Below are 23,240 nucleotides of genomic sequence, written 5' to 3'. Positions count from 1 at the left end.
AGTGACCGAACCGGCGCCGTGATGTATTCCCGGTAGCCCGCACCACATCGAGCCCGGGAGAGGAACGGACCATGACCGAGGGCCGTTACGGGCGCACGCGCGGTGCCGTCGGAGAGGCCCGTACGGACCGGCGGTTGAAGATCACCGGCGCTGTGCTGGGCGTTCTGATGCTGGGCGTCATCGCCTGGATCGGCTTCTCGTACGTCTCCGGCAAGGACGTCAGCGGCGAGATGATCAAGTTCAAGGTCGTCTCGGACAGGACCGTCGAGGTCCACCTCGAAGTGCGCAAGGACTCCGGCGTCGAGGGCGTGTGCACCGTCCGCGCCCTGGCCGAGGACGGCGCCGAGGTGGGCCGCAAGGACGTGACGTACGGCAAGGGCGAGGAGCGCGTGGACGCCGTGACCGACATGCGGACGACCTCCCGCGCGACCAGCGCCGAACTGGTCGGCTGCGAGACGGGCTGAGCCGCGCGGGGCCGGGGCCGGAGCCCGGGCACGCGCTGATTCCCGGCGTCTGAGCGGGGCGCGAGCGGGCAGGTGACGGAGGGGGCACACTCACCACTCGTCACACAAGGAGCACCCGCACCACATGTACCGATGGGAACTCATCCAGGCCGTGACCGCGCAGGGCGCGTTCGGCATCGTCCGCGCGGACACGGCGCGCGAGGCCGTGGACGCCGCCGAGGCCGTGCTCGACGCGGGGCTGCGCGCGGTGGAGGTCGCGCTGACCACGCCGGGTGCCGTCGGCGCCGTGGAGGAGCTGGCCGCGTCCCGCCCGGACGCGCTGGTCGGCGCCGGGACCGTGCTGGACGCGACCGCGGCCCGTACCGCCGTCGCCGCCGGGGCGCGCTTCCTCGTCTCGCCGAGCCTGCACCCCGAGGTGATCCGCGCCGGACACCGCTACGGAGTCCCCGTCCTCCCCGGCGTCTCGACGCCCACCGAGATGGTGCGGGCGCTGGAGGAGGGCGCCGACGCGCTGAAGCTGTTCCCGGCCTCCGCCGTCTCCCCGTCCTGGATCCGTGACGTACGGGCCGCGCTGCCCCAGGCGCCGCTGATCCCCACCGGGGGCGTGACGATCGGCAACGCACCGGAGTGGATCGCGGCGGGAGCCGTGGCCTGCGGCATGGGCTCGGCCCTGACCTCGGGCGGCGCCGCGGCGGCGGGGGAGCGCGTGTCCGCGCTGCTCGACGCGCTCGCCCGCGCACGTACGGAACGGGGCGCGGCGCACGGCTGACGCCTGCTCGCTCGCGCGCGCGGCGCGGCCCGCGTGTACGGGGCGCGTGGGCCCGCCCGTACCTTCGGTCCTGTTCGTTCGTCCGTTCGCCGAGCCCTGCTCTCCCCTGCTCTCCTTTACTCGCCCCGCTCTTCCCGGAGGTGCCCTCATGCCGTCCACGCGTACGCCCCAGCCCGCCGTCCACGTCGGGCCCGATCCCGTTCCCGCGCTGACGGAGGCCGTGCTGCGCGGGGGCGGGCGCCTCGTGGCGCTGGAGGAAGCCGAGGCGGTCGTCTACTGCGGTGCCGGTGGTCCGGCGGAGCTGCGCGGGATGCTGCACGGCCGTATCCGCTGGGTGCAGCTCCCCGCCGCGGGCGTCGAGGCGTGGCTGGAGGCCGGGGTGATCACCGACGACCCCGTCTTCACGACGGCCGTCGGCGTCTACGGCGCGCCCGTCGCCGAGCACGCGCTCGCGATGATGCTCGCGGCGGCGCGCGGGCTGCCGGAGGCGGCGCGGGCGAAGAGCTGGGGGCCGCCCGCGACGCGGGAGTTCGCGGGCTCGACGGTCGCGGTCGTCGGCTGCGGCGGCATCGGCCGGGCGCTGATACGGCTGCTGGAGCCGTTCGGCTGCCGGGTGCTGGCCGTCTCGGACAGCGGACCGGTCGTGGGCGCGGCGCGGACGGTGCCGCGCGCCGCGTACCGCGAGGTGCTGCCGGAGGCGGACCACGTGGTCGTCTCGGCGCCCGCGACGCCGGAGACTCGCGGAATGTTCGGGGCGCGCGAGTTCGCGCTGATGCGGGAGGACGCCTGGCTGGTGAACGTCGCGCGCGGCGGCCTCGTCGTCACGGACGACCTGGTCGAGGCCGTGAAGAACGGCGCGATCGGCGGGGCCGCGCTCGACGTGACCGACCCGGAGCCGCTGCCCGAGGGCCATCCGCTGTGGGAGCTGGAGCGGGTGCTGATCACGCCGCACTCCGCCAATCCGCGCCCGTCGTACTGGCGCGGTCTCGCCGCGCGCGTCGAGGAGAACGTCCGCCGGGTCGCGGCGGGCAGCCCGCCCCTGGGTGTGGTCTCTCCGGCGCGGGGCTTCTGACCAGGAACGGAGCCTTGGCCTTCTTCCCTTTTCCGCCGGAATTGTTAAGCTCGTGGTTTCGCCCACCTGAGAAGGCGCAGCCTCCTGGTAGGGCGTTGCTTTATATCCCCAGTACCGACGAGGAGCACCTGTGACCCAGACCAGCGACAACGTCACCTGGCTGACCCAGGAGGCGTATCACCAGCTCAAGGCCGAGCTGGAGTACCTGTCGGGTCCTGCACGCAGCGAGATCTCTAAGAAGATCGAGGCGGCTCGCGAAGAGGGCGACCTCCGCGAGAACGGCGGGTACCACGCGGCCAAGGAGGAGCAGGGCAAGCAGGAGCTGCGGATCCGCCAGCTCCAGCAGCTCTTGGAGAACGCCAAGGTGGGCGAGGCTCCGGCGGACGACGGTGTGGTGGAACCGGGCATGGTGGTGACGATCGCCTTCGACGGCGACGAGGACGACACCATCACGTTCCTCCTCGCGTCGCGGGAGTACGCCAGCACGGACATCGAGACGTACTCGCCGCAGTCGCCACTGGGCACCGGGGTGAACGGCAAGAAGGTCGGCCAGGACGCGGAGTACGAGCTGCCGAACGGGAAGATGGCCTCGGTCAAGATCCTGAAGGCGAAGCCGTACCAGGGCTGAGGGCCGTCGAGGGCCGACAGGCCGGGAGGGCCGCGAGGCCGAGACGACGCCCGTTTCATCCGGAACGACCGGTTCCCCTTCGGGGGGCCGGTCGTTTCGCATAGGGAGCCATGGGAGGCAGTTCACCGGGCGTCCATGCGTACGGCACTGGATGTATAGGGCAACCTGTTGGTCTTGCCTCCGTCACGCCACCCCGTCACCGGAGGAAACACATGCCCGTTCCGCGTCTCACGAGAAGCCGCCTGGCCTGGGGGACCGCCGCCGTGCTGGCCGCCGGGATCGCCGTCCCCAGCTTCGCCTACGCAACTCCCGAGAGCCCGGCGGCCCCCGTCACCTCCGCGGCGGCCCACGGGACCAAGGCGAAGAACGTGATCCTGCTCATCGGCGACGGCATGGGCGACTCCGAGATCACCCTGGCCCGCGACTACACGGTGGGCGCGAACGGCCGCCTGAACATGGACCGCTTCCCCAGGACCGGCGCCTACACGACGTACTCCGTGGACGAGAAGGGCAGGCCCGACTACGTCACGGACTCCGCCGCCAGCGGCACCGGCTGGGCCACGGGCCACAAGACGGTGAACGGCCGGATCTCCAAGACCCACACCGACGAGCCCGTGCCGACGATGCTGGAGCTGGCCAAGAAGAAGGGCCTGGCCACAGGGAACGTCACCACGGCCGAGCTGACCGACGCCACGCCCGCCGTGCAGGACGCGCATGTGACGGACCGCGGCTGCCAGGGCCCCGAGGACATGAAGAAGTGCCCGGACGACACGCTGGGCGAGGGCGGCGGGGGCTCGATCGCCGAGCAGACGGTCACCACGGGCGCCGACGTACTGCTGGGCGGCGGCAAGGCCCGCTTCGACCAGCGGATCACCGAGGGCCCGCACAAGGGCCGTACGGTCATCGAGCAGGCGAAGAAGGCCGGGTACTCGCTGGTGACCGACAAGAAGGGGCTCGCGGGGGCGGAGCCGGGCAAGCCGCTGCTCGGCCTGTTCGCGCCGGAGAACGTGCCCGTCGAGTGGACCGGCAAGAAGGCCGCGAAGGGCGGCACCGAGCCGCAGCGCTGCACCACCTCCAACCCCGAGCGCCCGAAGGGCACGCCGTCGCTGGAGAGCCAGACGACGAAGGCCATCGAACTGCTGGAGGCCAAGCAGAAGGCCGGGCACAAGGGGAAGGCGAACGGCAAGCACGGCAAGCAGCACGGCAAGGGCAAGGGCTTCTTCCTCCAGGTCGAGGGCGCCTCGATCGACAAGCAGGACCACGCCGCCGACCCCTGTGGCCAGATCGGCGAGACCGCCGCGTTCGACCGCGCCGTGAAGGTCGCCCAGGACTACGCGAAGAAGCACCCGGACACCCTCGTGGTGACCACCGCCGACCACGGCCACGCCAGCCAGATCGTGCCCGTCGACGCGAAGCCCGCGGGCCTCTCCTCGACGCTGATCACGGACGAGGGGCAGCCGCTCCAGGTCAGCTACTCGAACAACGACCCGGCCAAGGCCCAGGAGCACACCGGCACCCAGGTCCGCATCGCGGCCTCGGGCCCGAACTCCGACCGCGTCCTCGGCGTCACCAACCAGACCGACCTCTTCGCCACCGTCACCAGAGCACTGAACCTGCGCTGAGAAGGGCACGGGACGAATGAGAAGGGGGCGAGCCCTGTGGGCCCGCCCCCTTCTCGCTTCCCGCGCTCTGCCGGGGCCAGCCGGGGTCAGCCGGCCGCCCTGCGGTATTTGCGGACCGCGAGGGTGCGGAATGTCAGGAGGATCAGGACCGACCAGATCACGGAGGCCCAGACCGGGTGCTGCATGGGCCAGGCGTCCGGGGCCTCGAAGCCGGGCGGCAGATTGCCGAACAGCTCGCGGCAGGCCTGGACGGTGGTGCTGAACGGGTTCCACTCGGCGATGTGCCGGAAGAACGTCGGCAGGTTGTTGGAGTCCACGAAGGCGTTCGAGATGAACGTCAGCGGGAACAGCCAGATCAGTCCGCCCGAGGTGGCCGCCTCCGGGGTGCGGACCGAGAGGCCGATCAGGGCGCCGATCCACGAGAACGCGTACCCGAGCAGGAGCAGCAGGGCGAAGCCCGCGAGGATCTTGCCGAAGTTCTCGCTGGTGCGCCAGCCGATGAGCAGCGCGACGCCCGCCAGCACCACGAGGGTGAGCGCGGTCTGCACCAGGTCGGCGAGGGTGCGGCCGGTGAGGACCGCGCCGCGCGCCATGGGCAGCGACCGGAAGCGGTCCACGAGGCCCTTGTGCATGTCCTCGGCGATGCCCGCGCCCGCGCCCGCGGTCGCGAAGGTGACGGTCTGGGCGAAGATGCCGGCCATCAGGAACTCGCGGTAGTCCTGCGAGGAGAGCGAGCCGCCGACCTGGATGGACCCGCCGAAGACGTAGGTGAAGAGGATCACGAACATCACCGGCTGGATGAGGCCGAAAAGGACGATCTCGGGAATCCGGGTCATGCGGATCAGGTTGCGCCGGGCGACGACCAGGGAGTCGGTGACCGCCTGTGCGACGCCCCCTCGGCCCTTGGGGGCCGCCTGGGTGGTGGCACTCACTTCTCGGTCTCCTTCGTCTCGTCCTCGGCGTCCGCGTCCGCCGTCGCCTCCTCGGCCGCGTGGCCGGTCAGGGAGATGAAGACGTCGTCGAGGGTCGGCCTGCGCAGGCCGATGTCGTCGATCTCTATGCCCCGCGTGTCCAGTTCGCGGATGATCTCGGCGAGCAGCTTGGCGCCGCCGGTGACCGGGACGGTCAGCTTGCGGGTGTGCTCCTCGACGGCGCAGGCGTCCGGCGCGGCACCGGCGAGGGCGTGCCGCTCCAGGATCTCGCGGGCGGCGGGGATGTGCTCGCGCTCGTGGACGACGACCTCGACGCGCTCGCCGCCCGTCTGGGCCTTCAACTGGTCGGAGGTGCCCCGGGCGATGACCTTGCCGTGGTCGACGACGGCGATGTCGTGCGCGAGGCGGTCGGCCTCCTCCAGATACTGCGTGGTGAGCAGCAGTGTCGTGCCGCCGGAGACCAGTTCCTCGATGACCTCCCACAGGGCCTGCCTGTTGCGCGGGTCGAGGCCGGTGGTCGGCTCGTCCATGAACATCACGGGCGGGCTGACGACCAGCGCGGCGGCCAGGTCGAGCCTGCGGCGCATGCCGCCCGAGTACGTCTTCGCCGTACGGTCGGCGGCGTCGGCGAGGTTGAACCGGTCCAGCAGCTCGACAGCGCGCTTCTTCGCGTCCCGGCCGGACATCTGGTAGAGCTGCCCGACCATCTGGAGGTTCTCGCGGCCGGTCAGATACTCGTCGACGGCGGCGAACTGGCCGGACAGGCCGATCGAACGCCGCACCGCCGTGGGGTGCTTGAGGACGTCGATCCCGGCGACCACCGCCTTGCCGCTGTCGGGCTGGAGGAGGGTCGTGAGGACGCGCACGGCGGTGGTCTTCCCCGCCCCGTTCGGCCCCAGCAGGCCGAGGACGGTGCCTTCCGGCACGTCGAGATCGACGCCGTCCAGAGCCCTCACCTTGCCGAAGGTCTTCACCAGACCCTCGGCATAAATGGCACCTGGCATGGGTGGACTCCTGAAGATGTGGAGTGGTGCTACGGAAATGCTAGTTCGGCCGGTCGTTCCCGGCATGTACGGAATGCGCGAGCAGCGGGGCTCGGCGCACAGCAGTATGAGGTGACGCGATGTATCGCGTCAAGTGATACGCGATAGCTCGCGTTCGGTGTTCGCGAGGGACGGACCGCTCGGCGCGCCCGTCCGCGGGCTCAGCTCATGACCTTGTAACCCGCGGCGCGGAGCGACGAGGCGACGTCCACGCAGTGCTCCGGACCCTTCGTCTCCAAGTGCAGCTCCACCTCCGCCTCGTCGAGCCCGAGCCGCGGATCGGTCCGGACATGGCTCACGTCCAGGACGTTAGCGTCCACCACTGACAATTCCCCGAGCAGAGCGGCGAGGGCCCCCGGGCGGTCGTGGAGCCGCAGCCGCAGCGACAGATAGCGGCCCGCCGCCGCCATGCCGTGGCGCAGCGTCCGCTGGAGGACCAGCGGGTCCACGTTCCCGCCCGAGAGCACCGCGACCACGGGCCCCGCGAAGCTCCCCGGCGACGCCAGCAGCGCGGCCACCGGGCTCGCCCCCGCCGGCTCGACCACGAGCTTCGCCCGCTCCAGGCACAGCAACAGCCCGCTGGAGAGGGCGTCTTCGGACACCGTGCGGACCTCGTCCACGAGAGCGCCGATGATTTCGAAGGGCACGTCCCCGGGGCGGCCCACCTTGATCCCGTCCGCCATCGTCGCGACCCGCTCCAGCGCGACCGGACGCCCCGCCGCCAGCGACGGCGGATACGCCGCGGCGCCCTCGGCCTGCACGCCGACCACGCGGACGTCGGGCCGCAGCGCCTTGACCGCCACCGCGATTCCCGCCGCCAGGCCGCCGCCGCCGATGCCGACGACGATCGTGCGCACCTCCGGGCACTGCTCCAGGATCTCCAGCCCCAGCGTGCCCTGCCCCGCCACCACGTCCGGGTGGTCGAAGGGGTGGATGAGCACGGCGCCCGTACGCTCCGCGTACTCCTCGGCCGCCTCCAGCGTCTCGTCCACCACGTGCCCGTGCATCCGCACCGTGGCCCCGTACTGGCGGGTCGCCGCGACCTTCGGCAGCGGCGCCCCCACCGGCATGAACACCGTCGACTCCACGCCCAGCAGCGAGGCCGCCAGCGCGACGCCCTGCGCGTGGTTGCCCGCGCTGGCCGCGACGACGCCCCGCGCGCGCTCGGCGGGCGAGAGCCCCGCGATGCGCACGTACGCGCCGCGCAGCTTGAAGGAGCCGGTGCGCTGGAGGTTCTCGCACTTGAGGTGGACAGGAGAGCCGACCAGGGAGGAGAGGTGCCGGCTCCCCTCCATCGCGGTCGTGCGGGCGACCCCGTCGAGGGTCTTGCGGGCCATGCGTACGTCGTCCACGGAGACCCGGGGGAGCGTGGGCCGCGCCGCCCCCCGGCCCCCGGCTGTGCTGGTGACCATGGGCCAAGTCTCGCAGCACCCGGCCCCCACCCGCCCGGCCGGAACCGGCGGGGACTCCGTATCGTCACTACGAGGTCACCGGTTCGTGCAGCGACGGTACGCCCGGCGGCCGGTCCGCGTACTCTGTGCCCACCACCCCCGTACCCGCACGTACCGGAACGCTGGAACCCTTCCGCAGACCAAAGAAGCGAGCACCCCGGCCATGCCCACGCACCCGGACATGACGACAGACATCACCGACGACCACGCGGTGCCTGCCGAGAACCGGACCGCCCCCAGCGGATCCACCGTCTTCGACGCGATGCAGCACCAGATCGCCGTCTTCGCGCGGCGGGCCGAGCAGACCCGGCTCGGCGGCGTCGGCCAGGCCCGCAACTCGATGGACCGTGCCGCCTATCTCCTGCTCAACAGGCTGGACCAGGAAGGGCCGATGGGCGTCAAGGCGCTCGCGGCCGGCATGGGCATCGACTCCTCGACCGTGACCCGGCAGGTCGCCCCGCTCGTCGAATCCGGGCTGGTCAAGCGGACCTCGCACCCGGAGGACGGCCGTGCGGTCGTGCTCCAGCTCTCGCCGCGCGGCGAGGCCAGGCTGGAGGAGGTGCGCTCCTCGCGGCGCGAGCTGATGGAGCTCGTCACCGACGGCTGGAGCGAGGAGGAGCGGGAGCAGTTCTGCACCCTCCTCACCCGTTTCAACACGGCGCTCCTCGGCGTCAACCCCGGCGGCCCGGCGGGCACTCCGCCAGGTCAGGACGTTCCCGCCTCTTGATTTGATCAGCGTCGCTGCCGTCCTATAGGCGGCAGGAGGCGCGCAGAGTGCGAGAGCGGCGGGCACGGCAGGAGCGCCGCCGCGCCCGGGAGTTCGAAGCTTTCGTCGCGGGCGCGGGCGGCAGGCTGCTGCATGCCGCGACCCTCCTCACCGCCGAACCCCCGGGCGCCGCGCCCGAGGCGGAGCGGCTGCTCATCGGCGCCCTCGCGCACACCTGCGCCGACTGGGACCGGCTGCGCGGCGAGGATCCGTACGAGCGCACGCGCCAGGAGCTGGCCGCGCGCTTCTCGCACACCGCCTGGCGCCACCGCCGCGACCGGGGCGGGCTGCTCGGCGCACTGCCGCCGCAGGAGCGCCTCGTCCTCGTCCTGCGGCTCTTCGAAGGAGTCGCCGAGGAGCAGACCGCCGCCGGGCTCGGGCTGCCCGTCGAGCGCGTCCGCGCGCTGTGCTCGCGCGCGATGGCCACGGTGCTCAGCGAGCCCCGCGAGAGACCCGGGCCCGTGGTCGCCGAGGGGGTGACGTGAGCGATGAGGCTGCCCGACCGCAAGGAACGGGAGGTACGCCGCCTGATCGACGGAGTGCAGCCCCTTCCGCCCGACCTCGCCGAGCGTGCCCTCGCGGTGGGCACCCGGCTGGCCCGCCGCCGGCGCGTGCTGCGGACGGGTGTCTCGCTCCTGCTCCTCGTCGCCCTGCTGGCCCTCGCCGTCTGGACCCTCGCGTACGACCCCTGGTCGTCCCCACCGCCGGAGACGTCACCGACGGTGGGGTGGTGACGCGCCCCGAAGCACGCCCCGGAGGGGCGGCTTCAGGGGCGCGGGGAACTGCGCGACAAGCCACGACGGAGCCGCGGTCTGCCGCGCACCGGGTGGGGCAGCCCGGGCGCAGCCATCCGCACCGGGCACGGGAGCAACGCCGTTACGCCAGGGCCTGGGTCAGGTCCGCCAGCAGGTCGTCCTGGGACTCGATGCCGACCGAGAGCCGCACCAGGTCGTCCGGGACCTCCAGCGCTGAGCCCGCCGCCGAGGCGTGCGTCATCAGGCCGGGGTGCTCGATCAGCGACTCCACGCCGCCCAGGGATTCACCCAGCGTGAAGAGCCGGGCCCGGTCGCAGACCGAGACGGCCGCCTTCTCGCCGCCCGCGACGCGGAACGAGACCATGCCGCCGAAGGCCCGCATCTGCTTCGCCGCGACCTCGTGCCCCGGGTGGGAGGGCAGGCCCGGGTAGAAGACCTCGGTCACCTTCGGGTGCGCCTGAAGGAGCTGCGCGACGCGGGAGGCGTTCGCGCAGTGCCGGTCCATGCGCACGGCCAGCGTCTTGATGCCGCGCATCACCAGCCAGGCGTCGAACGGGCCCGCGACGGCGCCCATCGAGTTCTGGTGGAACGCGAGGTCGTCGCCGAGCGCCGGGTCGCTCACGACCAGCGCGCCGCCCACCACGTCCGAGTGGCCGCCCATGTACTTCGTGGTCGAGTGCACGACGACGTCGGCGCCCAGCGCCAGGGGCTGCTGGAGGTAGGGGCTCGCGAAGGTGTTGTCGACGACCAGCCGGGCGCCCGCGCCGTGCGCGATCTCCGCGACGGCCGCGATGTCGGTGATGCCCAGCAGCGGGTTCGAGGGCGTCTCGACCCACACCGCCTTCGTACGGTCGCGCAGCGCCGCCCGTACCGCCGAGGGGTCGGAGGTGTCGGCGACCGACCACTCCACGCCCCACCGCTCGGCGACCTTGGAGAAGAGGCGGAACGTGCCGCCGTACGCGTCGTCGGGGATCACCACGTGGTCGCCGGGGACCAGGAGCGTACGCAGCAGGCAGTCCTCGGCCGCCAGCCCCGAGGCGAAGGCGAGGCCGCGCCTGCCGCCCTCCAGGGCCGCGAGGTTCTCCTCCAGCGCGGTGCGGGTCGGGTTGGCCGAGCGGCTGTACTCGTATCCGCCGCGCAGGCCGCCGACGCCGTCCTGCTTGTACGTGGACACCTGGTAGATGGGCGGCACGACGGCCCCCGTCGCGGGGTCGGCCGACTGTCCCGCGTGGATGGCGAGGGTCTCGAAACCGCCCGGGCGGCTGCCCGTGCTGTCGCTGTCGTTGGCGTTCTCACGCTGCTCACTCATGAGGCGAGGGTAGTGGGCCGTACGGTGGAGGGTGGGCGCGCTCCGCCGAGCCGTGCCCCTGCCCGCAGCTCCCCAAGACCGCCCGTGGAGTACCGACGTCATGGAAGCCCTGCTTCTCCTGATCGCCCTCGCCGCCATCGTCGGCGTGCTGGCCGTTCCCGCCATGCGCCGCAGACAGCTCCGCGGGAACGCCGCCGAGGGGGCGGCGCGGCTCGCCGACCCCTCCGCGGGGTACGGATTCGTGCCCGTCGACCAGCTCGACGTGCGGCTCCCCGGGCCCGACCGCGAGCTGGTCGAGGCCCTGGAGGAGACGCAGCGCACCCAGGACTGGGAGCCCGTCGCGCGGCTGCTCGCCTTCACCGGCGACGAGTACGAGCTGCGCTGGCAGCGCGTCCAGTCCCTGGCGGGCGCCGCGGCCATGGAGCTGTCCCGCGCCAAGGAGGCCGACGAGACGGCGGGGGCGGCGGACAAGAAGGGGACGGCGGCGGCCGACGGGCCCTCCGACGCGGTCTCGTTCGACAAGGGCCCCCGGCGGCAGGACGCGCGCTGGCTGCGCGAGTGGCGGTCCCAGCGGCCCGGCGACGCGGGCGGCGCGCAGGTGTACGCGCAGTTCCTGGTCTGGCAGGCGCTGGCCGACCCCGCGTCCAGCGACTTCCGCATCATCCTGGAGGAGGCGCGGAACGTCGCGCAGGACGCCGCGAAGCTCGCCGCCGAGGACCCGACGCCGTATCTGGTCGAGCTGACGATCGCCCGGCACCTCGGGTACCGCGAGGCCGACTTCGAGTCCCTGTGGTCCACGGTGCGCCGTCTCGCGCCGCACCACATGGGCGCGCACCTGGCCGCGCTGCCGTACTGGTCGGAGAAGGGCAGCGGCTCCAAGGAGAAGGCGGACGGCTTCGCGCGGGCCGCGGCGGGCAAGGCGCCCGAGGGCACGCTGCTGCCCGCGCTCCCGCTCTTCGCCGCGTACACGCACCTGCCCGAGGTCAACCTGGTGCGGGGGCTCTATCAGAGCGCGGAGATCCGGGACGCGATCGAGGCCGCCGAGTTCGCCGTCGACCAGGTCGACGAGGACCACCCGGTGCGCCCGCACGTGCTGCACCTGCTGATCTGGTTCCTGGTGCGCGCCGAGCGCTACGGGGAGGCGATGGAGGCCCTCGCGGTCGTCGACGGCCACGTGGGCGCGGTGCCGTGGGTCGACGAGGGCGATCCCGGCCAGGCGTACGCGGCCTACCGCGCCCTGGCCATCGCGGGCTGGGAGGCGACGGGCGGGGCGAAGGCGCCGCGCTGAACCGCCGGAGGCGGAGCGGGTCCCGTACCCGGGCTCAGACCTGGGTTTCCGCTCAGGCCCCGCGGCCGGGCGACCGGCGGACGGTCAGGATGGCCACGTCGTCGTGCCGGCTGCCGGGCCCGGCGAACGCCCGTACGTCGTCGTACAGCGACTGCGGCAGGTCGGTGGGGGAGAGCCCGGCCAGCTCGGCGAGGCGCTCGTCCAGCGGGTAGAAGGTGCCGTCCGGGGCGCGGGTCTCGGTCAGCCCGTCGGTGCTCAGCAGCAGCGTCGCGCCCGGCGGGAAGGGGAACCAGTCCACGGTCACGGGCTCGGCGGCGAGTTCGGCGAGGCCGAGCGGCACTCCGGAGCCCAGGGACGGCGTGGTGAGGGCGCCGTCGTGCAGCACCGTGGGCGGGATGTGGCCGCAGTTGGCGGCCTGGACCTGGTCGTGCGCGTCGATGTTGAGGAGGAGGGCGGTGACGAACCGCTCGTCCTCGCCGGTCTGTTCGGCGTACGAGTTGTGCCGTGCGACGGCGGCGTCCAGGGCGTCGGCGAGCGCGGTCAGGGTGGGCTCGCGGTGCGCGGCCTCGCGGAGGGCCCCGATGACGGCGAACGCGGCGCCGACCGCGGCCAGGCCCTTGCCCTGCACGTCGCCGATCATCACCCGGGTGCCCCAGGGGGATTCGACCACGTCGTAGATGTCCCCGCCGATGAGGCGGTCCTCCTGCACGGGCTCGTAGACGCCGTTGACGAGGGCGTCGTCGGTGAGCAGCGGGAGGGGGTGCAGGATGTGCCGCTGCATGGCCGCGGCCGTCGAGCGCAGGCGCAGCATCTCCCCCTCCCGCTCGATCCGCCGCCCGCAGGCGTACACGGACGCCCCGGCGAGGGCCAGCGTGAACAGCGCCATCAGGACGCTGTCGAGCCACGGCTCTCCCTCGGCGTGCCGGACCAGGACGGTGCCGGTGACGACGAGTACGGTCCACGCGGCGACGAAACGCGTCTGCCGTACGGTGCACAGCGCGGAGGCCGTGCCCGGCAGGAACACCAGAAGCCCCAGCAGCCACACCGCGGACTCGGACAGGAGTCCGAGGAGGACGACCAGGGCCGTGGCCGACACGACCCCGAGGGCGACGGTGGAGTCGCGGGGCGGTTCGAACGTTTCGAAGGGGCGGCCGGTTCTTCTGCGGCGGATGCCGGGCACGGGGCCTCCGGGGCGGTCGGGAACTCCTCGCACACTAGGCAGGCCCGGCCGCCGCCCGTCCCCGCCCCGCCGGGGCGGGCCGGGGAAATCGCCCCTCAGCCGGTCCTGACGGGGGACAGGGCGAAGCCGTCGTTGGGCTTGCCCGCGAGGAGGTCGGCCAGGCCACCGCTGAGCGCGTACGTCCGACCGGCGGGTCCGGCGGTCACGTCGCTGGTGACGGGGTCCTCGACGCGGTCGGTGACCTTCACCGCGGCCTCTTTCCAACCCTCGTCATCCGGCTTCACGTGCTGGATCTCGGCGGGCTTGCCGGAGAGCAGGCCGCTGCTGACGGCCGTGAGCGAGCCGTCCTTCATGAGCCGCATCCCGGCCGTGGGCGCCGCCAGCGGCTTGGAGAGCTTCACCTTCTCGGCCTTCCCGGGGTCCTGGACGGGCACCCGTACGAGGCTGCCGTCGGCCATGGCGATGACCAGCCGGTCGCCCTTCACCCACTCGACCGCGGCCATCCCCACGTCGTCGAGGAAGTCGGGGATGTCCAGCGTGCCCTGGAGCAGGTCACTGCGCACCAGGACCGAGGCGCGGCCCTTCTTGTCGATACGGAAGACCGTCGGGGTCAGCTCGTCCACGGCGTACGCGGTGCCGTCGGGCGCGACCGTGACGTCGGAGATCAGGTGCTTCTTGCCGTCGTCGGCGACCGCGGTGAGGTCGACGCACCAGTCCTGCTCGCCGGTCTTCAGGTCGTAACTGCCGACGCCCGCGACGTGGAAGGGGTTCTTCTTCCGTGAGCGCTCGGCGGTGCCGTAGTCCACGTTGCTGACGAGGATGCGGTCGCGTTTCCGGTCGGCGAGGACGGCCTGCGCGGAGACGAGTTCCGGGTCGTCGATATGGGTGCGCACCGTGCCGTCCGGGGTCACGGCGGAGACCTTGCCCTGCTTGAGGGAGCCGGTGAAGAAGGTCTTCGAGGGCGCGTCGTAGTCCAGCGAGTGCGGGAAGACGTTCGCGCCGTCGGCCTTGATGGGGGCGGGGGTCTGCCGCGGCGCGTCGCCCCGCTCGCTCGCGGTACCGGAGCCGGAGCCGCCGTCCGATCCGTTCGCGGCGATGGCCGTGCCGGTGGCGGCGGCGGCGACGAGCACCGCGCCCGCGAGGGCGATCCGCAGCCTGGTCTTCTTGTTCGTCATCGTTGTTCCTCGGGAGAGTCGGTCCGGTGGGTCCGGTCGGTGTGAGCCGGTGTGAGCCGGGGTGAGCCGGGGTGAGAAGGCATGCGCGCATGGACCCGTGGCGCGGACGGGCCAGAGGGTGCTGCGCGGTGTTACGTGTGCGTCAGGAGCGCGGGACGGGAGTGACGCGTACGGGCGAGTCGGCGGATTCGTCGGATTCGGCGGAGGCGTCGGCGGGCTCAAGGGGCTGGTCGAGGAGCCGCAGTGCCGACTGGGACGGCGAGCCGGGCTCCGCCGTCGTCACCACCACCCGGATCCCCCGCGCGCGGGGGACGGGGAGCGAGTGCTGCAGTACGTCCAGCTCGCCGACCGTCGGGTGGCGCATCCGGTACTCGGCCGTGTCCCAGGCCCGTACCCGGTGTTCGGCCCAGAGCTGGGCGAAGTGCGGGCTGCCCACCGTCAGTTCGCCGATGAGCGAGGCGAGGCGGCGGTCGTCCGGGTACTCGCCGACCGCCTGCCGCAGCTTGCCGACGACGTCCCGCGCCTTCCTGTGCCAGTCCGCGTACAGGTCCCGCGTATGGGCGTCCAGGAACACCAGCCGTGCCGTGTTGGGCCGCGTGGCCGCCCGGTCAGGGCCGTCCGCGGGCAGGTGCCCGGCGAACAGCGCGTGACCGGCGCGGTTCCACGCCAGGACGTCCGAACGCCGCCCGACGACGACCACGGGCGAGTCTCCGAAGGAGGCCACGAGCTGCCGCATCTCGGGCGTGACCCGCTCGGCGGGGAGCCGTCGACGCCCCTTCCCGGTGCCGCCGGAGAGGGTGTGCAGATGGTGCCGCTCCGCGTCGTCCAGCCGGAGCGCCGTGGCCAGCGCGTCGAGCACCTGCGGCGAGGCGTTGAGCGACAGCCCCTGCTCCAGCCGGATGTAGTAGGCCACGCTGACACCCGCGAGCTGGGCCAGCTCCTCCCGCCGCAGCCCCGGCACGCGCCGCCGGTCGCCGTAGTCCGGGAGCCCCACGTCCGCGGGCTTCAACCGCGCCCGCCGCGTGGACAGGAACTCACCGAGGAGGGGCTTGCCCCGCGCTGTCTCGTCCATGCGAACGAGTATGGGCAGGCTTCCCGGAACCAGCCTGCCCCTGCGAGTAGCAGACTCGGCTACGGGGTGCCGGTGAGGTCCTGGAGGCCGACGACGCGCAGCAGTTCGAGGCGCTCGTACGTGGGCGTGCCCGGCCGGGCCGAGTGCACGACGAGCTGCTGGCTGTGGCCGTCGCCGAGCAGCACCTCGCAGTCGAGGTCGAGGACGCCGACGACCGGGTGCACGAACCGCTTCGGCGAGGGGCGGCGTACGACGACGTCGTGCTCCTCCCACAGGGCCGCGAACTCCGCCGAGGCGGCGAGCAGTTCGGCCACCAGCGCGGCCGGGCCCGGGTCGTCGGGGCGTGCCGTGGTGACGGCGCGCAGGCTCGCCACGTGCGCGCGGGCGTGCTGCTCGTGGCTCTCGGGCGGCGCCAGGTCCCGCGCGCCCGGCACCGTGAACCAGTGGCGCACGAGGTTCGCGCCGGTGTGGTCGCCGGTCAGGGCCACGGCCATCGCGTTCTGCGCGAGCATCTGGCCCCAGTCGCTGATGACCGCCGCCGGCACGTCGTGCAGCCGGTCCAGGATCAGCAGCAGCCCCGGGCGTACGTGCTCCGAGGAGCCGCCCGGTCGGGGCGGCTCCTCGTCCGCGAGGTGGAACAGGTGGTCGCGCTCGGCGTCCGTGAGGCGCAGGGCGCGGGCGAGGGCGGCGAGCATCTGCCGCGAGGGGTGCGGGCCGCGGCGCTGTTCCAGGCGCGTGTAGTAGTCCGGGGACATCCCGGCGAGCTGCGCCACCTCCTCGCGGCGCAGCCCCGGGGTGCGGCGCCGGGGCCCGGCGCTCATCCCCACGTCGGCGGGGGCGAGGCGGGCGCGGGCGCGGCGCAGGAAGTCGGCGAGGCCGGTGCGGTCCATGGCCCCAGGGTCTCCCGGACGCGCGCCCGTATCCAGGGACCGCCGGTCCCTGGATGACGGGTCCCCGGGCGGCCGGTCCCGGGGCGGCCGGTCCCCGGACAACCGCGTCTCTCCCGCCGGTGCCGCCGCTCGCCCACGCTTCACGGCATGGCTACGACACAAGGAGGCGGCCATGCTGACACTGGTGACGGGTGCGACGGGACAGGTCGGCCGGAGGTTCGTGCCGAGGCTGCTGCAGGGCGCGCCGCCCGGCGACGAGGTGCGGGTCCTGGTGCGGGACGGGGCCCGCGGCGAACGGTTCGCCGCGCTCGGCGCCGAGGTGCTGGTCGGTGACCTGCGGGACACGGAGGCGCTGGCCAAGGCGACGGCCGGGGCGGACGCGGTGGTGAACGTCGCCGCCGCGTTCCGCGGCGTGCCGGACGAGGAGGCGCGTGCCGTCAACCGGGACGCGGCCGTCGAGCTGGGCCGGGCCGCCGCGGCCTCGGGCGTACGGCGGTTCGTGCAGGTCAGTACCGGCCTCGTCTACGGCGCGGGGCGCGGCAGGCCGCTCGTCGAGGACGACGAGACCGTGCCGGGCACGCACCTGTGGGGCGCGTACCCCGAGTCCAAGTGGGAGGCGGAGCGCGCCCTCCGGGACCTGGACGGCCTCGACGACCTCCGTATCGGACGGCTGCCCTTCGTGTACGGGGAGGGGGACCCGCACCTGGACAACGTCATGGAGTGGGCGCCGCGCTGGCCCGCCCTGCAGCACCTCCACATGGGCCACCACGTGGACGTGGCGCAGGGATTGAAGCGGCTGCTGTACGCGCCGGGGGCGCGCGGCGTCTACAACATCGCCGACGACGCCCCCGTCACCACCGTCGACCTCTACCGCGTCCACGGCCTTCCGGTGCCGGACGAGGTCTACGGGCGGGAGACCCCGGACCCGTGGCACAGCGTGATGTCGACGGCCCGCATCCGCCACGAGCTGGGGTACCGCCCGATGGTCCCCTCGGTGTGGACGGCGATCGAGGCGGGGCTGCTGTAGCCGCCCGCTCCGGCGTCAGGACCGGGCGGTCATCAGTCCGGTGATCTCCTGGGCCAGTTCGGGGCCGAGTGCGCCCCAGCCGTCCTTGTAGCCGTAGACGCTCGCGAGCGTACGGGCGTCGTAGTCGCCGTTCATGATCTCGATGTCCTCGGTGGTGAGGAGCGCCGGGTGGGCGACGCCGACGGCGCCCGAGACCTTCAGCAGCTCCTTGCGCAGGGTCCGCAGATAGACGGCGGCCCGGGTGGCCTTCGAGGGCGCGTCGACGCCGCGCACCAGCCACGGGTCCTGGGTGGCGATGCCGGTGGGGCACTTGTCGGTGTGGCACTTCTGCGCCTGGATGCAGCCGATGGAGAGCATCGCCTCCCGGGCCACGTTGATCATGTCGACGCCCAGCGCGAAGGCGACGGCGGCGTTCTCGGGCAGGCCGAGCTTGCCGGAGCCGATGAAGGTGAGCCGGTCGGTGAGGCCCTGCTCGGCGAAGGTGCCGTAGACGCGGGAGAAGCCCACGCGGAACGGCAGCGACACGGAGTCGGTGAAGATCAGCGGGGCCGCGCCGGTGCCACCCTCGCCGCCGTCGACGGTCACGAAGTCGACCCCGCGGTCGCCGCGGGCCATCAGCGCGGCCAGCTCCTGCCAGAAGCCCATCTCGCCGACGGCGCTCTTGATCCCGACCGGCAGGCCGGTCTCGGCCGCGAGCAGCTCCACGAAGTCGAGCATCGAGTCGACGTCGTGGAACGCGGTGTGCCGGGAGGGCGAGGCGCAGTCCTTCCCGGCCGGAATGCCGCGCACCTCGGCGATCTCGGGCGTCACCTTCGCCCCCGGCAGCATGCCCCCGAGCCCCGGCTTGGCGCCCTGCGAGAGCTTGATCTCGATCGCCTTGACCGGGGCCCCGGCGACCACGTCCTTGAGCCTGCCGAGGTCGAAGTTCCCGTCCTCGTCGCGGCAGCCGAAGTACGAGGTCCCGATCTGGAGGACGAGGTCCCCGCCGTTGCGGTGGTACCGCGAGAGGCCGCCCTCGCCCGTGTTCTGCATCGTCCCGGCCATCGCCGCGCCCTTGTTGAGCGCGGTGACGGCGGCGCCGGAGAGCGAACCGAAGCTCATCGCGGAGATGTTCACGACGCTCGCGGGACGGAACGCCTTCGCCCGCCCCCGCGGACCGCCCAGCACCTTCGCGGAGGGCAGCGGCGCCTGCGGGTCGTGCGGATCGGGCAGCGTCCCGGCGAACGTCCGCTGCTTCACATACGCGTGCCCCTGCACATGCTCGACGTCCACGTCGGTGCCGAAGCCGAAGTAGTTGTTCTCCTCCTTCGCCGACGCGTAGATCCAGGTGCGCTGGTCCCTGCTGAAGGGGCGCTCCTCCTCGTTCGACGTCACCACGTACTGCCGCAGCTCCGGCCCGATGCGCTCCAGCAGGTAGCGGGCGTGCCCGACCACGGGGAAGTTCCTGAGCAGCGCGTGCTTCTTCTGCAGCAGATCGCGTGCCGCCACCGCCCCCACCACCGCCGCGGCGGCCATCCCCACATTCCGAGCCCGCATCCCAGTTCCCCGCCTCTCTACGACTACCGGCCCCCGATGGTAGAGACGCCCTGTTCCCGCGCCATCTCCCGGGCCACCCGGGGAGCCGTCCACAGCGTCGGCAGCATGAGGAAGCCCACCGGCACCGCCGTGACCACGATGAACGACTGCAGGGCCGTGATGCCGCCGTCGCCGACCAGGATCAGCACCGCCGCCGCGGCGCCCATCAGCAGGGCCCAGAACGACCGTACGGCGCGCGCCGGTTCACCGGACGTCGTGCCCGCCGCGGCGATGCTGTACGACATCGAGTCGGTGGTCGTCACCACGAACGTGACCGTCAGCAGGAGCAGCGCGACGGCGACCACCGCGCCCATCGGGAGCCGCTGTGCCATGGAGACGACCGCGGCGTCCATGCCGGCCGATTTGAGCGGCTCCGAGATCGCGCCGGGGCTGCGCCGCTCCAGGAAGATGCCGGTGCCGCCGAACACCGTGAACCAGAACATGGTGGCCAGCGGCGGGACGAGCGCGGTGGAGACCACCAGGTCGCGCAGGGTGCGGCCCCTGGAGATGCGGGCCACGAAGATGGACATCAGCGGCCCGTAGCCGAGGAACCAGCCGAAGAAGAAGACCGTCCAGGAGCCGAGCCACGCGTGGTCGCCCCGGTTGAGGGCCAGCGGCACGAAGTCCCGTACGTACTGGCCGAAGCCGCCCAGGAACGAGTCGAGGACGAAGCCGAGGGAGCCCAGCACCAGGAAGACGGCCATCAGGGCGACAGCGAGCCAGACGTTGGCCCTGCTGAAGAACTGGATGCCGCGGTCGACGCCGCTGGCGACGGAGAGGACGGCGACGACCGTCAGCAGGGCGATGACGCCGAGCTGCACGGGGTGGCCGCCGGAGATGCCGAACACCTCGGAGAGCCCGTAGGAGACCTGGAGGCCGAGGAAGCCGATCGGGCCGACGGTCCCGGCCACCACGGCGATGACGCAGACGATGTCCACCGCCGTCCCCAGCCGGGAGTGCCGGACGCGCTCGCCGAGGAAGGGGTGCAGCAGCGTGCGGGGGCGCAGCGGCAGGCCGCGCTCCTGGCCCCGGATCATCACGATCGAGGCGAGCGTCCCGAGGACGGCCCAGGCGAGGAAGCCCCAGTGCGCGAAGCTCTGGGAGAGCGCCGCGTTCGCCGCCTCCTGGGTGCCGCCCCTCACCCCGTCGTAGAAGGGCGGCGTGTCGACGTAGTGCTGTACGGGCTCGCCCGCCGCGAAGAAGACGCCGCCGCCCGCGAGCAGCGTCGACATGATCATCGCGATCCACTGGAACCGGCCGTACTCCGGGCGCGCCCCGGCGCCCCCGAGCCGCACCCGCCCGTACCGCGAGAAGCCCAGCCACAGCGCGACGCCGAACGTCGCGAGCAGCAGCACCTGCCACAGCGGGCCGAACCACCGTGCGGCGAAGGTGAAGGCGGCGTTCACGGCGTCGCCCGTGGCCGTGGGCGCGATCAGCGCGGCCAGCACGAACGCGAGCAGCAGCCCGCCGCTCACGGCGAGCACGGGTATGTCGGTACGCCCGCGCGCCCCGGAAGCCGCCGTGGCCGTGGCCTCATGCCCCCCTTCGTCGTCGTCCGTGGCGTGCCCGCCGTCGGTGGACACGGCGGTGCGGGCAGGGGGGATCGGCATGGGGTTCCTAGCTGAGGGGGATTTGCGAGGACCGGGCACGGCGCGGCGCGGGGCGCTCGCACGGAGCGGAGGACAGGACCGCTCGGTGCGCAGGTCAGCGAGGAAGCGTGCTATCCGAAGACCGTTGTCGTCAAATTCCGGACAGCTCGCCCGGCGGCCGGGCGTCCGGGTGGCGGCCGAGGAACTCGCGGATCTCCCGGGCGACGAGTTCGGGGCACTCGTACGGGGCGAGATGGCCCGCGTCCGGCAGCAGGACCAGGCGGCCGCCGGGCATCGCGCGGACGTCGGCGATCAGCTTGTCCCGCGGGGCGATGGCGTCCCTGCCACCGAGGACGTAGCACGTCGGCACGGCCAGCCCGGGCAGCTCCTCGGACATGCTCGTGTAGGCGCCGCCACCGGTTCCGAGCCAGCTACGCCAGAACCGCTCCGTGACGGCGGTCGTCATCGTGCGCACGACGTCGGTCGTCCTGCCCGGGTCCAGCGAGATGGCCCCGATGGCCTCGGTGATGGCCTCGACGTCGCGGAAGGACCCGGCGAACCGTTCGATGACGGGGTCGCCCGCCTCGGTACCGCCCGCGTTCCACGGCATGAGCGCCATGGCCGCGCGCACCTGCCCGGGCCGGTCGAGCGCGATCCGCACGCTGAGCGCGCCGCCGAAGGAGAGCCCGACGAGGGCGAAGCGTTCGAGGCCCAGCTCGTCACAGGCGTCGGTCACCGTCGCGGCGATCCGGGCGAGGCTCGACCCGTCGGCGGGCGCGTCGAGGGAACCCGCGTGGCCCGGCAGGTCCATGAGGACGAGGCGCCGGCCGTCGAGCAGGGGCGCCACCCCGGACCAGCAGGCGAGCGAGCACCCGAGGCCGGGCAGCAGAACGACCGTGTCCGGCCCGTCTCCCCGCTCCTCGTAGTGGATACCGTTGTCCGTCTTCGGCATGGGACTCCTCTCCGGGGTTCCTCCGTGTGCCGTGCCGCTACACCAGCGACAGGTCCGTGCGCAGCGAGGCGAGCAGGTCCACCACCTCGGAGGGCCCGGCGGCGGTGCCGTAGACATAGAAGTCGGGGCGGACCAGCACGGCCACGGCGCCGGACTCCTCGATCCAGCCGCGCAGCGCCTCGCCCTCCTCCTCGACCCCCTCGACCCCCGCTCCCTCGACTTCCCCGGCGCCGACCACGACGGACCGCAGCCCGATCGCGCGTTCGAGGTCCGAGAGGGCCGCGGCCGTCGCCGCGTCCGGTGCGACCAGGCTGAACAGGGTGAACCCGCGGCCGAGCACGTCGTCGGACCGCTCGGCCTTCCCGCCGCCCGTACGCAGCAGCGGCTGTACGGCCAAGTGACCGGCCAGCGGCTGTCCGTCCCGGAAGCCCGCGCCGACGGGCGGCTGGAACGGCGGCGGAAGCCCGGTCGCCGACCGCATCTCCGCACGGCGTCGCGCCGCACGGACGGGGTCGGTCTCGCAGACGACGTTCCCCACCCGCACCGACTCCCCGATGTAGGCGATGACCTGCGGCTTCCGCGAGAGCGTGTAGAGGTCCAGCAGCTCCGGGCCCGCGGCGCCGGACAACACGAGGTCGAGCATCCAGGCGAGCGTCGCGGCGTCCCGGACACCGGAGCTCATGCCCTGTCCGAGGAACGGCGGCATGACGTGCGCGGCGTCCCCGGCGAGCAGCACCGACCGGTGGCGGAACGTATCGGCCACGAGGGACCGGAACCGGTAGACGGTCTGCCGGATCACCTCCCCCTCGTCCGGGCCGATCCAGGGGCTGAGCAGCTCCCGGACGCGTTCCGGCCTCACCATCTCGGCGGGATCGTCGCCCTCGACGAGCATGAACTCCCAGCGGAAGTACCGCTGGGCCACCCGGCCCATGTGGTTCGGCCTCGCGGGGTCGAGCACCTGGCCGGTGTCGGGGATGTCCAGGTCCGGGGCGCCGGGCCAGGGCCGGACGTCGACGACCAGCCAGTCGCCCCGGAAACCGAGGTCTTCCGTCGGAACGCCGCAGAGCCTGCGCACCGCGCTGTTGGCGCCGTCAGCGCCGACGGCAAAGCGGGCGGTCACGACGCGGCCGTCCGCCAGCGTCACCGCCACGTGGCCGTCCTGGCCGTCCTGGCCGTCACGACCGCCCCGGCCGTCACGACCGTCCTCCTGGCGCAGATCGACCACCTCCGCACCGAACCGCACGTCCACGGTGGCTGATCCGCGGACCGCCGCGTCCAGGACCTCCTCGAGTTCCGGCTGGTAGAAGTGGTACGACGCGTCCCAGCCGGAGGGGGCGGCCCAGTCCCTCGGCAGACGGGAGATCACGCTTCCGTCGGGATCGAGGAATGCGTACGCCCGGGCCGGCTCGGCGATGCGCCGTACCTCGTCGGCGATTCCCAGCGACTGGAAGACGCGCATGATCTCGTGATCGAAGTGACCGGCCCGTGGCGTCTCGTAGCGCCCGGTCCGCCGTTCGCACACCACTACGCGGTGCCCCGAAGCGCCCAGGAGGGCGGCCAGGGTCTGACCGACCGGGCCGTACCCGACGATGAGGACGTCCGCGTCCACGGCATCGGTATCAGCATCGGCATCGGCATCGGCAAGCTGCATGTGTCCAACCCTTCGCTCGCGCCGGAGAGC

The 23,240-nt window shown here is 72.9% G+C and carries 22 protein-coding genes; 10 read left to right on the top strand and 12 right to left on the bottom strand.

Going from position 1 to position 23,240, the window contains the following annotated elements; translation table 11 throughout:
- The first annotated feature begins 71 nt into the window (after positions 1 to 71).
- The 5 genes from ABD343_RS13755 (at position 72) to ABD343_RS13735 (ending at position 4,555) form a co-directional block, all read left to right on the top strand.
- On the top strand, positions 72 to 464 hold the full coding sequence (locus ABD343_RS13755; protein WP_344527650.1) for a DUF4307 domain-containing protein: 393 nt from the start codon (positions 72 to 74) through the stop codon (positions 462 to 464).
- Between the two features lie 124 nt (positions 465 to 588).
- Positions 589 to 1,233 carry a bifunctional 4-hydroxy-2-oxoglutarate aldolase/2-dehydro-3-deoxy-phosphogluconate aldolase gene (locus ABD343_RS13750; RefSeq protein ID WP_344527648.1) on the top strand — a complete coding sequence of 215 codons (645 nt, stop codon included), beginning with the start codon at positions 589 to 591 and terminating at the stop codon, positions 1,231 to 1,233.
- Positions 1,234 to 1,381: 148 nt separating this feature from the next.
- Complete coding sequence (locus ABD343_RS13745) at positions 1,382 to 2,305, top strand: D-isomer specific 2-hydroxyacid dehydrogenase family protein (protein ID WP_344527646.1); 924 nt, start codon at positions 1,382 to 1,384, stop codon at positions 2,303 to 2,305.
- 130 nt (positions 2,306 to 2,435) lie between these two features.
- Positions 2,436 to 2,933, top strand: coding sequence for a transcription elongation factor GreA (gene greA / locus ABD343_RS13740; protein WP_344527644.1), 498 nt, complete (start codon positions 2,436 to 2,438; stop codon positions 2,931 to 2,933).
- Positions 2,934 to 3,145: 212 nt separating this feature from the next.
- Positions 3,146 to 4,555: an alkaline phosphatase gene (locus ABD343_RS13735; protein ID WP_344527642.1), complete on the top strand. Its 1,410-nt coding sequence runs from the start codon at positions 3,146 to 3,148 to the stop codon at positions 4,553 to 4,555.
- An 86-nt stretch (positions 4,556 to 4,641) separates the two neighbouring features.
- Here the strand turns inward: ABD343_RS13735 and ABD343_RS13730 are convergent, their stop codons facing one another.
- From ABD343_RS13730 to ilvA, 3 genes are all read right to left on the bottom strand, one after another.
- Positions 4,642 to 5,487, bottom strand: a complete 846-nt coding sequence (locus ABD343_RS13730) for an ABC transporter permease (RefSeq protein ID WP_344527640.1) — start codon at positions 5,485 to 5,487, stop codon at positions 4,642 to 4,644.
- A complete protein-coding gene (locus ABD343_RS13725; protein ID WP_344527639.1) occupies positions 5,484 to 6,491 on the bottom strand; it encodes an ATP-binding cassette domain-containing protein in 1,008 nt (335 codons plus the stop codon). Before ABD343_RS13725 ends, ABD343_RS13730 begins: the two co-directional genes overlap by 4 nt.
- A gap of 200 nt (positions 6,492 to 6,691) precedes the next feature.
- Positions 6,692 to 7,942 carry a threonine ammonia-lyase gene (gene ilvA / locus ABD343_RS13720; RefSeq protein WP_344527637.1) on the bottom strand — a complete coding sequence of 417 codons (1,251 nt, stop codon included), beginning with the start codon at positions 7,940 to 7,942 and terminating at the stop codon, positions 6,692 to 6,694.
- A gap of 202 nt (positions 7,943 to 8,144) precedes the next feature.
- Between ilvA and ABD343_RS13715 the strand changes: the two genes are divergently transcribed.
- From ABD343_RS13715 to ABD343_RS13705, 3 genes are read left to right on the top strand one after another with little or no spacing between them, the layout of a single operon-like run.
- Positions 8,145 to 8,708, top strand: coding sequence for a MarR family winged helix-turn-helix transcriptional regulator (locus ABD343_RS13715; RefSeq protein WP_344527635.1), 564 nt, complete (start codon positions 8,145 to 8,147; stop codon positions 8,706 to 8,708).
- 47 nt (positions 8,709 to 8,755) lie between these two features.
- Positions 8,756 to 9,232: a sigma factor-like helix-turn-helix DNA-binding protein gene (locus ABD343_RS13710; protein WP_344527633.1), complete on the top strand. Its 477-nt coding sequence runs from the start codon at positions 8,756 to 8,758 to the stop codon at positions 9,230 to 9,232.
- A gap of 3 nt (positions 9,233 to 9,235) precedes the next feature.
- Positions 9,236 to 9,481: a hypothetical protein gene (locus ABD343_RS13705; RefSeq protein ID WP_344527631.1), complete on the top strand. Its 246-nt coding sequence runs from the start codon at positions 9,236 to 9,238 to the stop codon at positions 9,479 to 9,481.
- A gap of 142 nt (positions 9,482 to 9,623) precedes the next feature.
- Here the strand turns inward: ABD343_RS13705 and ABD343_RS13700 are convergent, their stop codons facing one another.
- The gene (locus ABD343_RS13700; protein ID WP_344527630.1) at positions 9,624 to 10,811 is read right to left on the bottom strand and encodes a cystathionine gamma-synthase; all 1,188 of its coding nucleotides are present in this window, start codon (positions 10,809 to 10,811) and stop codon (positions 9,624 to 9,626) included.
- A gap of 100 nt (positions 10,812 to 10,911) precedes the next feature.
- On the opposite strand from ABD343_RS13700, the gene ABD343_RS13695 reads away from it, so the two are divergent.
- Positions 10,912 to 12,099 carry a hypothetical protein gene (locus tag ABD343_RS13695; RefSeq protein WP_344527629.1) on the top strand — a complete coding sequence of 396 codons (1,188 nt, stop codon included), beginning with the start codon at positions 10,912 to 10,914 and terminating at the stop codon, positions 12,097 to 12,099.
- Between the two features lie 52 nt (positions 12,100 to 12,151).
- Here ABD343_RS13695 and ABD343_RS13690 read toward each other — a convergent pair whose 3' ends face one another.
- From ABD343_RS13690 to ABD343_RS13675, 4 genes are all read right to left on the bottom strand, one after another.
- Complete coding sequence (locus tag ABD343_RS13690) at positions 12,152 to 13,279, bottom strand: PP2C family protein-serine/threonine phosphatase (RefSeq protein ID WP_344527628.1); 1,128 nt, start codon at positions 13,277 to 13,279, stop codon at positions 12,152 to 12,154.
- Between the two features lie 95 nt (positions 13,280 to 13,374).
- Positions 13,375 to 14,454, bottom strand: coding sequence for a hypothetical protein (locus ABD343_RS13685; protein ID WP_344527627.1), 1,080 nt, complete (start codon positions 14,452 to 14,454; stop codon positions 13,375 to 13,377).
- Positions 14,455 to 14,596: 142 nt separating this feature from the next.
- The gene (locus tag ABD343_RS13680; RefSeq protein WP_344527626.1) at positions 14,597 to 15,526 is read right to left on the bottom strand and encodes a helix-turn-helix domain-containing protein; all 930 of its coding nucleotides are present in this window, start codon (positions 15,524 to 15,526) and stop codon (positions 14,597 to 14,599) included.
- A 59-nt stretch (positions 15,527 to 15,585) separates the two neighbouring features.
- Positions 15,586 to 16,416 carry a helix-turn-helix transcriptional regulator gene (locus tag ABD343_RS13675; protein ID WP_344527625.1) on the bottom strand — a complete coding sequence of 277 codons (831 nt, stop codon included), beginning with the start codon at positions 16,414 to 16,416 and terminating at the stop codon, positions 15,586 to 15,588.
- A 172-nt stretch (positions 16,417 to 16,588) separates the two neighbouring features.
- Here ABD343_RS13675 and ABD343_RS13670 point away from each other — a divergent pair, with 172 nt between their 5' ends.
- On the top strand, positions 16,589 to 17,443 hold the full coding sequence (locus ABD343_RS13670; RefSeq protein ID WP_344527624.1) for an NAD-dependent epimerase/dehydratase family protein: 855 nt from the start codon (positions 16,589 to 16,591) through the stop codon (positions 17,441 to 17,443).
- A 15-nt stretch (positions 17,444 to 17,458) separates the two neighbouring features.
- Here ABD343_RS13670 and ABD343_RS13665 read toward each other — a convergent pair whose 3' ends face one another.
- The 4 genes from ABD343_RS13665 to ABD343_RS13650 all read right to left on the bottom strand — a co-directional run bounded on the left by ABD343_RS13665 (position 17,459) and on the right by ABD343_RS13650 (position 23,210).
- Positions 17,459 to 18,979: an FMN-binding glutamate synthase family protein gene (locus tag ABD343_RS13665; RefSeq protein ID WP_344527623.1), complete on the bottom strand. Its 1,521-nt coding sequence runs from the start codon at positions 18,977 to 18,979 to the stop codon at positions 17,459 to 17,461.
- A gap of 23 nt (positions 18,980 to 19,002) precedes the next feature.
- Positions 19,003 to 20,628 (bottom strand): BCCT family transporter, encoded by a 1,626-nt coding sequence (locus ABD343_RS13660; RefSeq protein WP_344527622.1) that lies wholly within the window; start codon positions 20,626 to 20,628, stop codon positions 19,003 to 19,005.
- A gap of 130 nt (positions 20,629 to 20,758) precedes the next feature.
- Positions 20,759 to 21,559 (bottom strand): alpha/beta fold hydrolase, encoded by an 801-nt coding sequence (locus tag ABD343_RS13655; RefSeq protein WP_344527621.1) that lies wholly within the window; start codon positions 21,557 to 21,559, stop codon positions 20,759 to 20,761.
- A 37-nt stretch (positions 21,560 to 21,596) separates the two neighbouring features.
- Positions 21,597 to 23,210 carry a bifunctional 3-(3-hydroxy-phenyl)propionate/3-hydroxycinnamic acid hydroxylase gene (locus ABD343_RS13650; RefSeq protein ID WP_344527620.1) on the bottom strand — a complete coding sequence of 538 codons (1,614 nt, stop codon included), beginning with the start codon at positions 23,208 to 23,210 and terminating at the stop codon, positions 21,597 to 21,599.
- Between the last annotated feature and the right edge of the window lie 30 nt (positions 23,211 to 23,240).

The sequence above is a fragment of the Streptomyces albiaxialis genome (genome assembly GCF_039530985.1).
Taxonomy (GTDB): Bacteria; Actinomycetota; Actinomycetes; order Streptomycetales; family Streptomycetaceae; genus Streptomyces; species Streptomyces albiaxialis.
The sequence above is the reverse complement of the archived record's forward strand: the minus strand, read 5'-3'. Positions and strand labels throughout refer to the sequence as shown.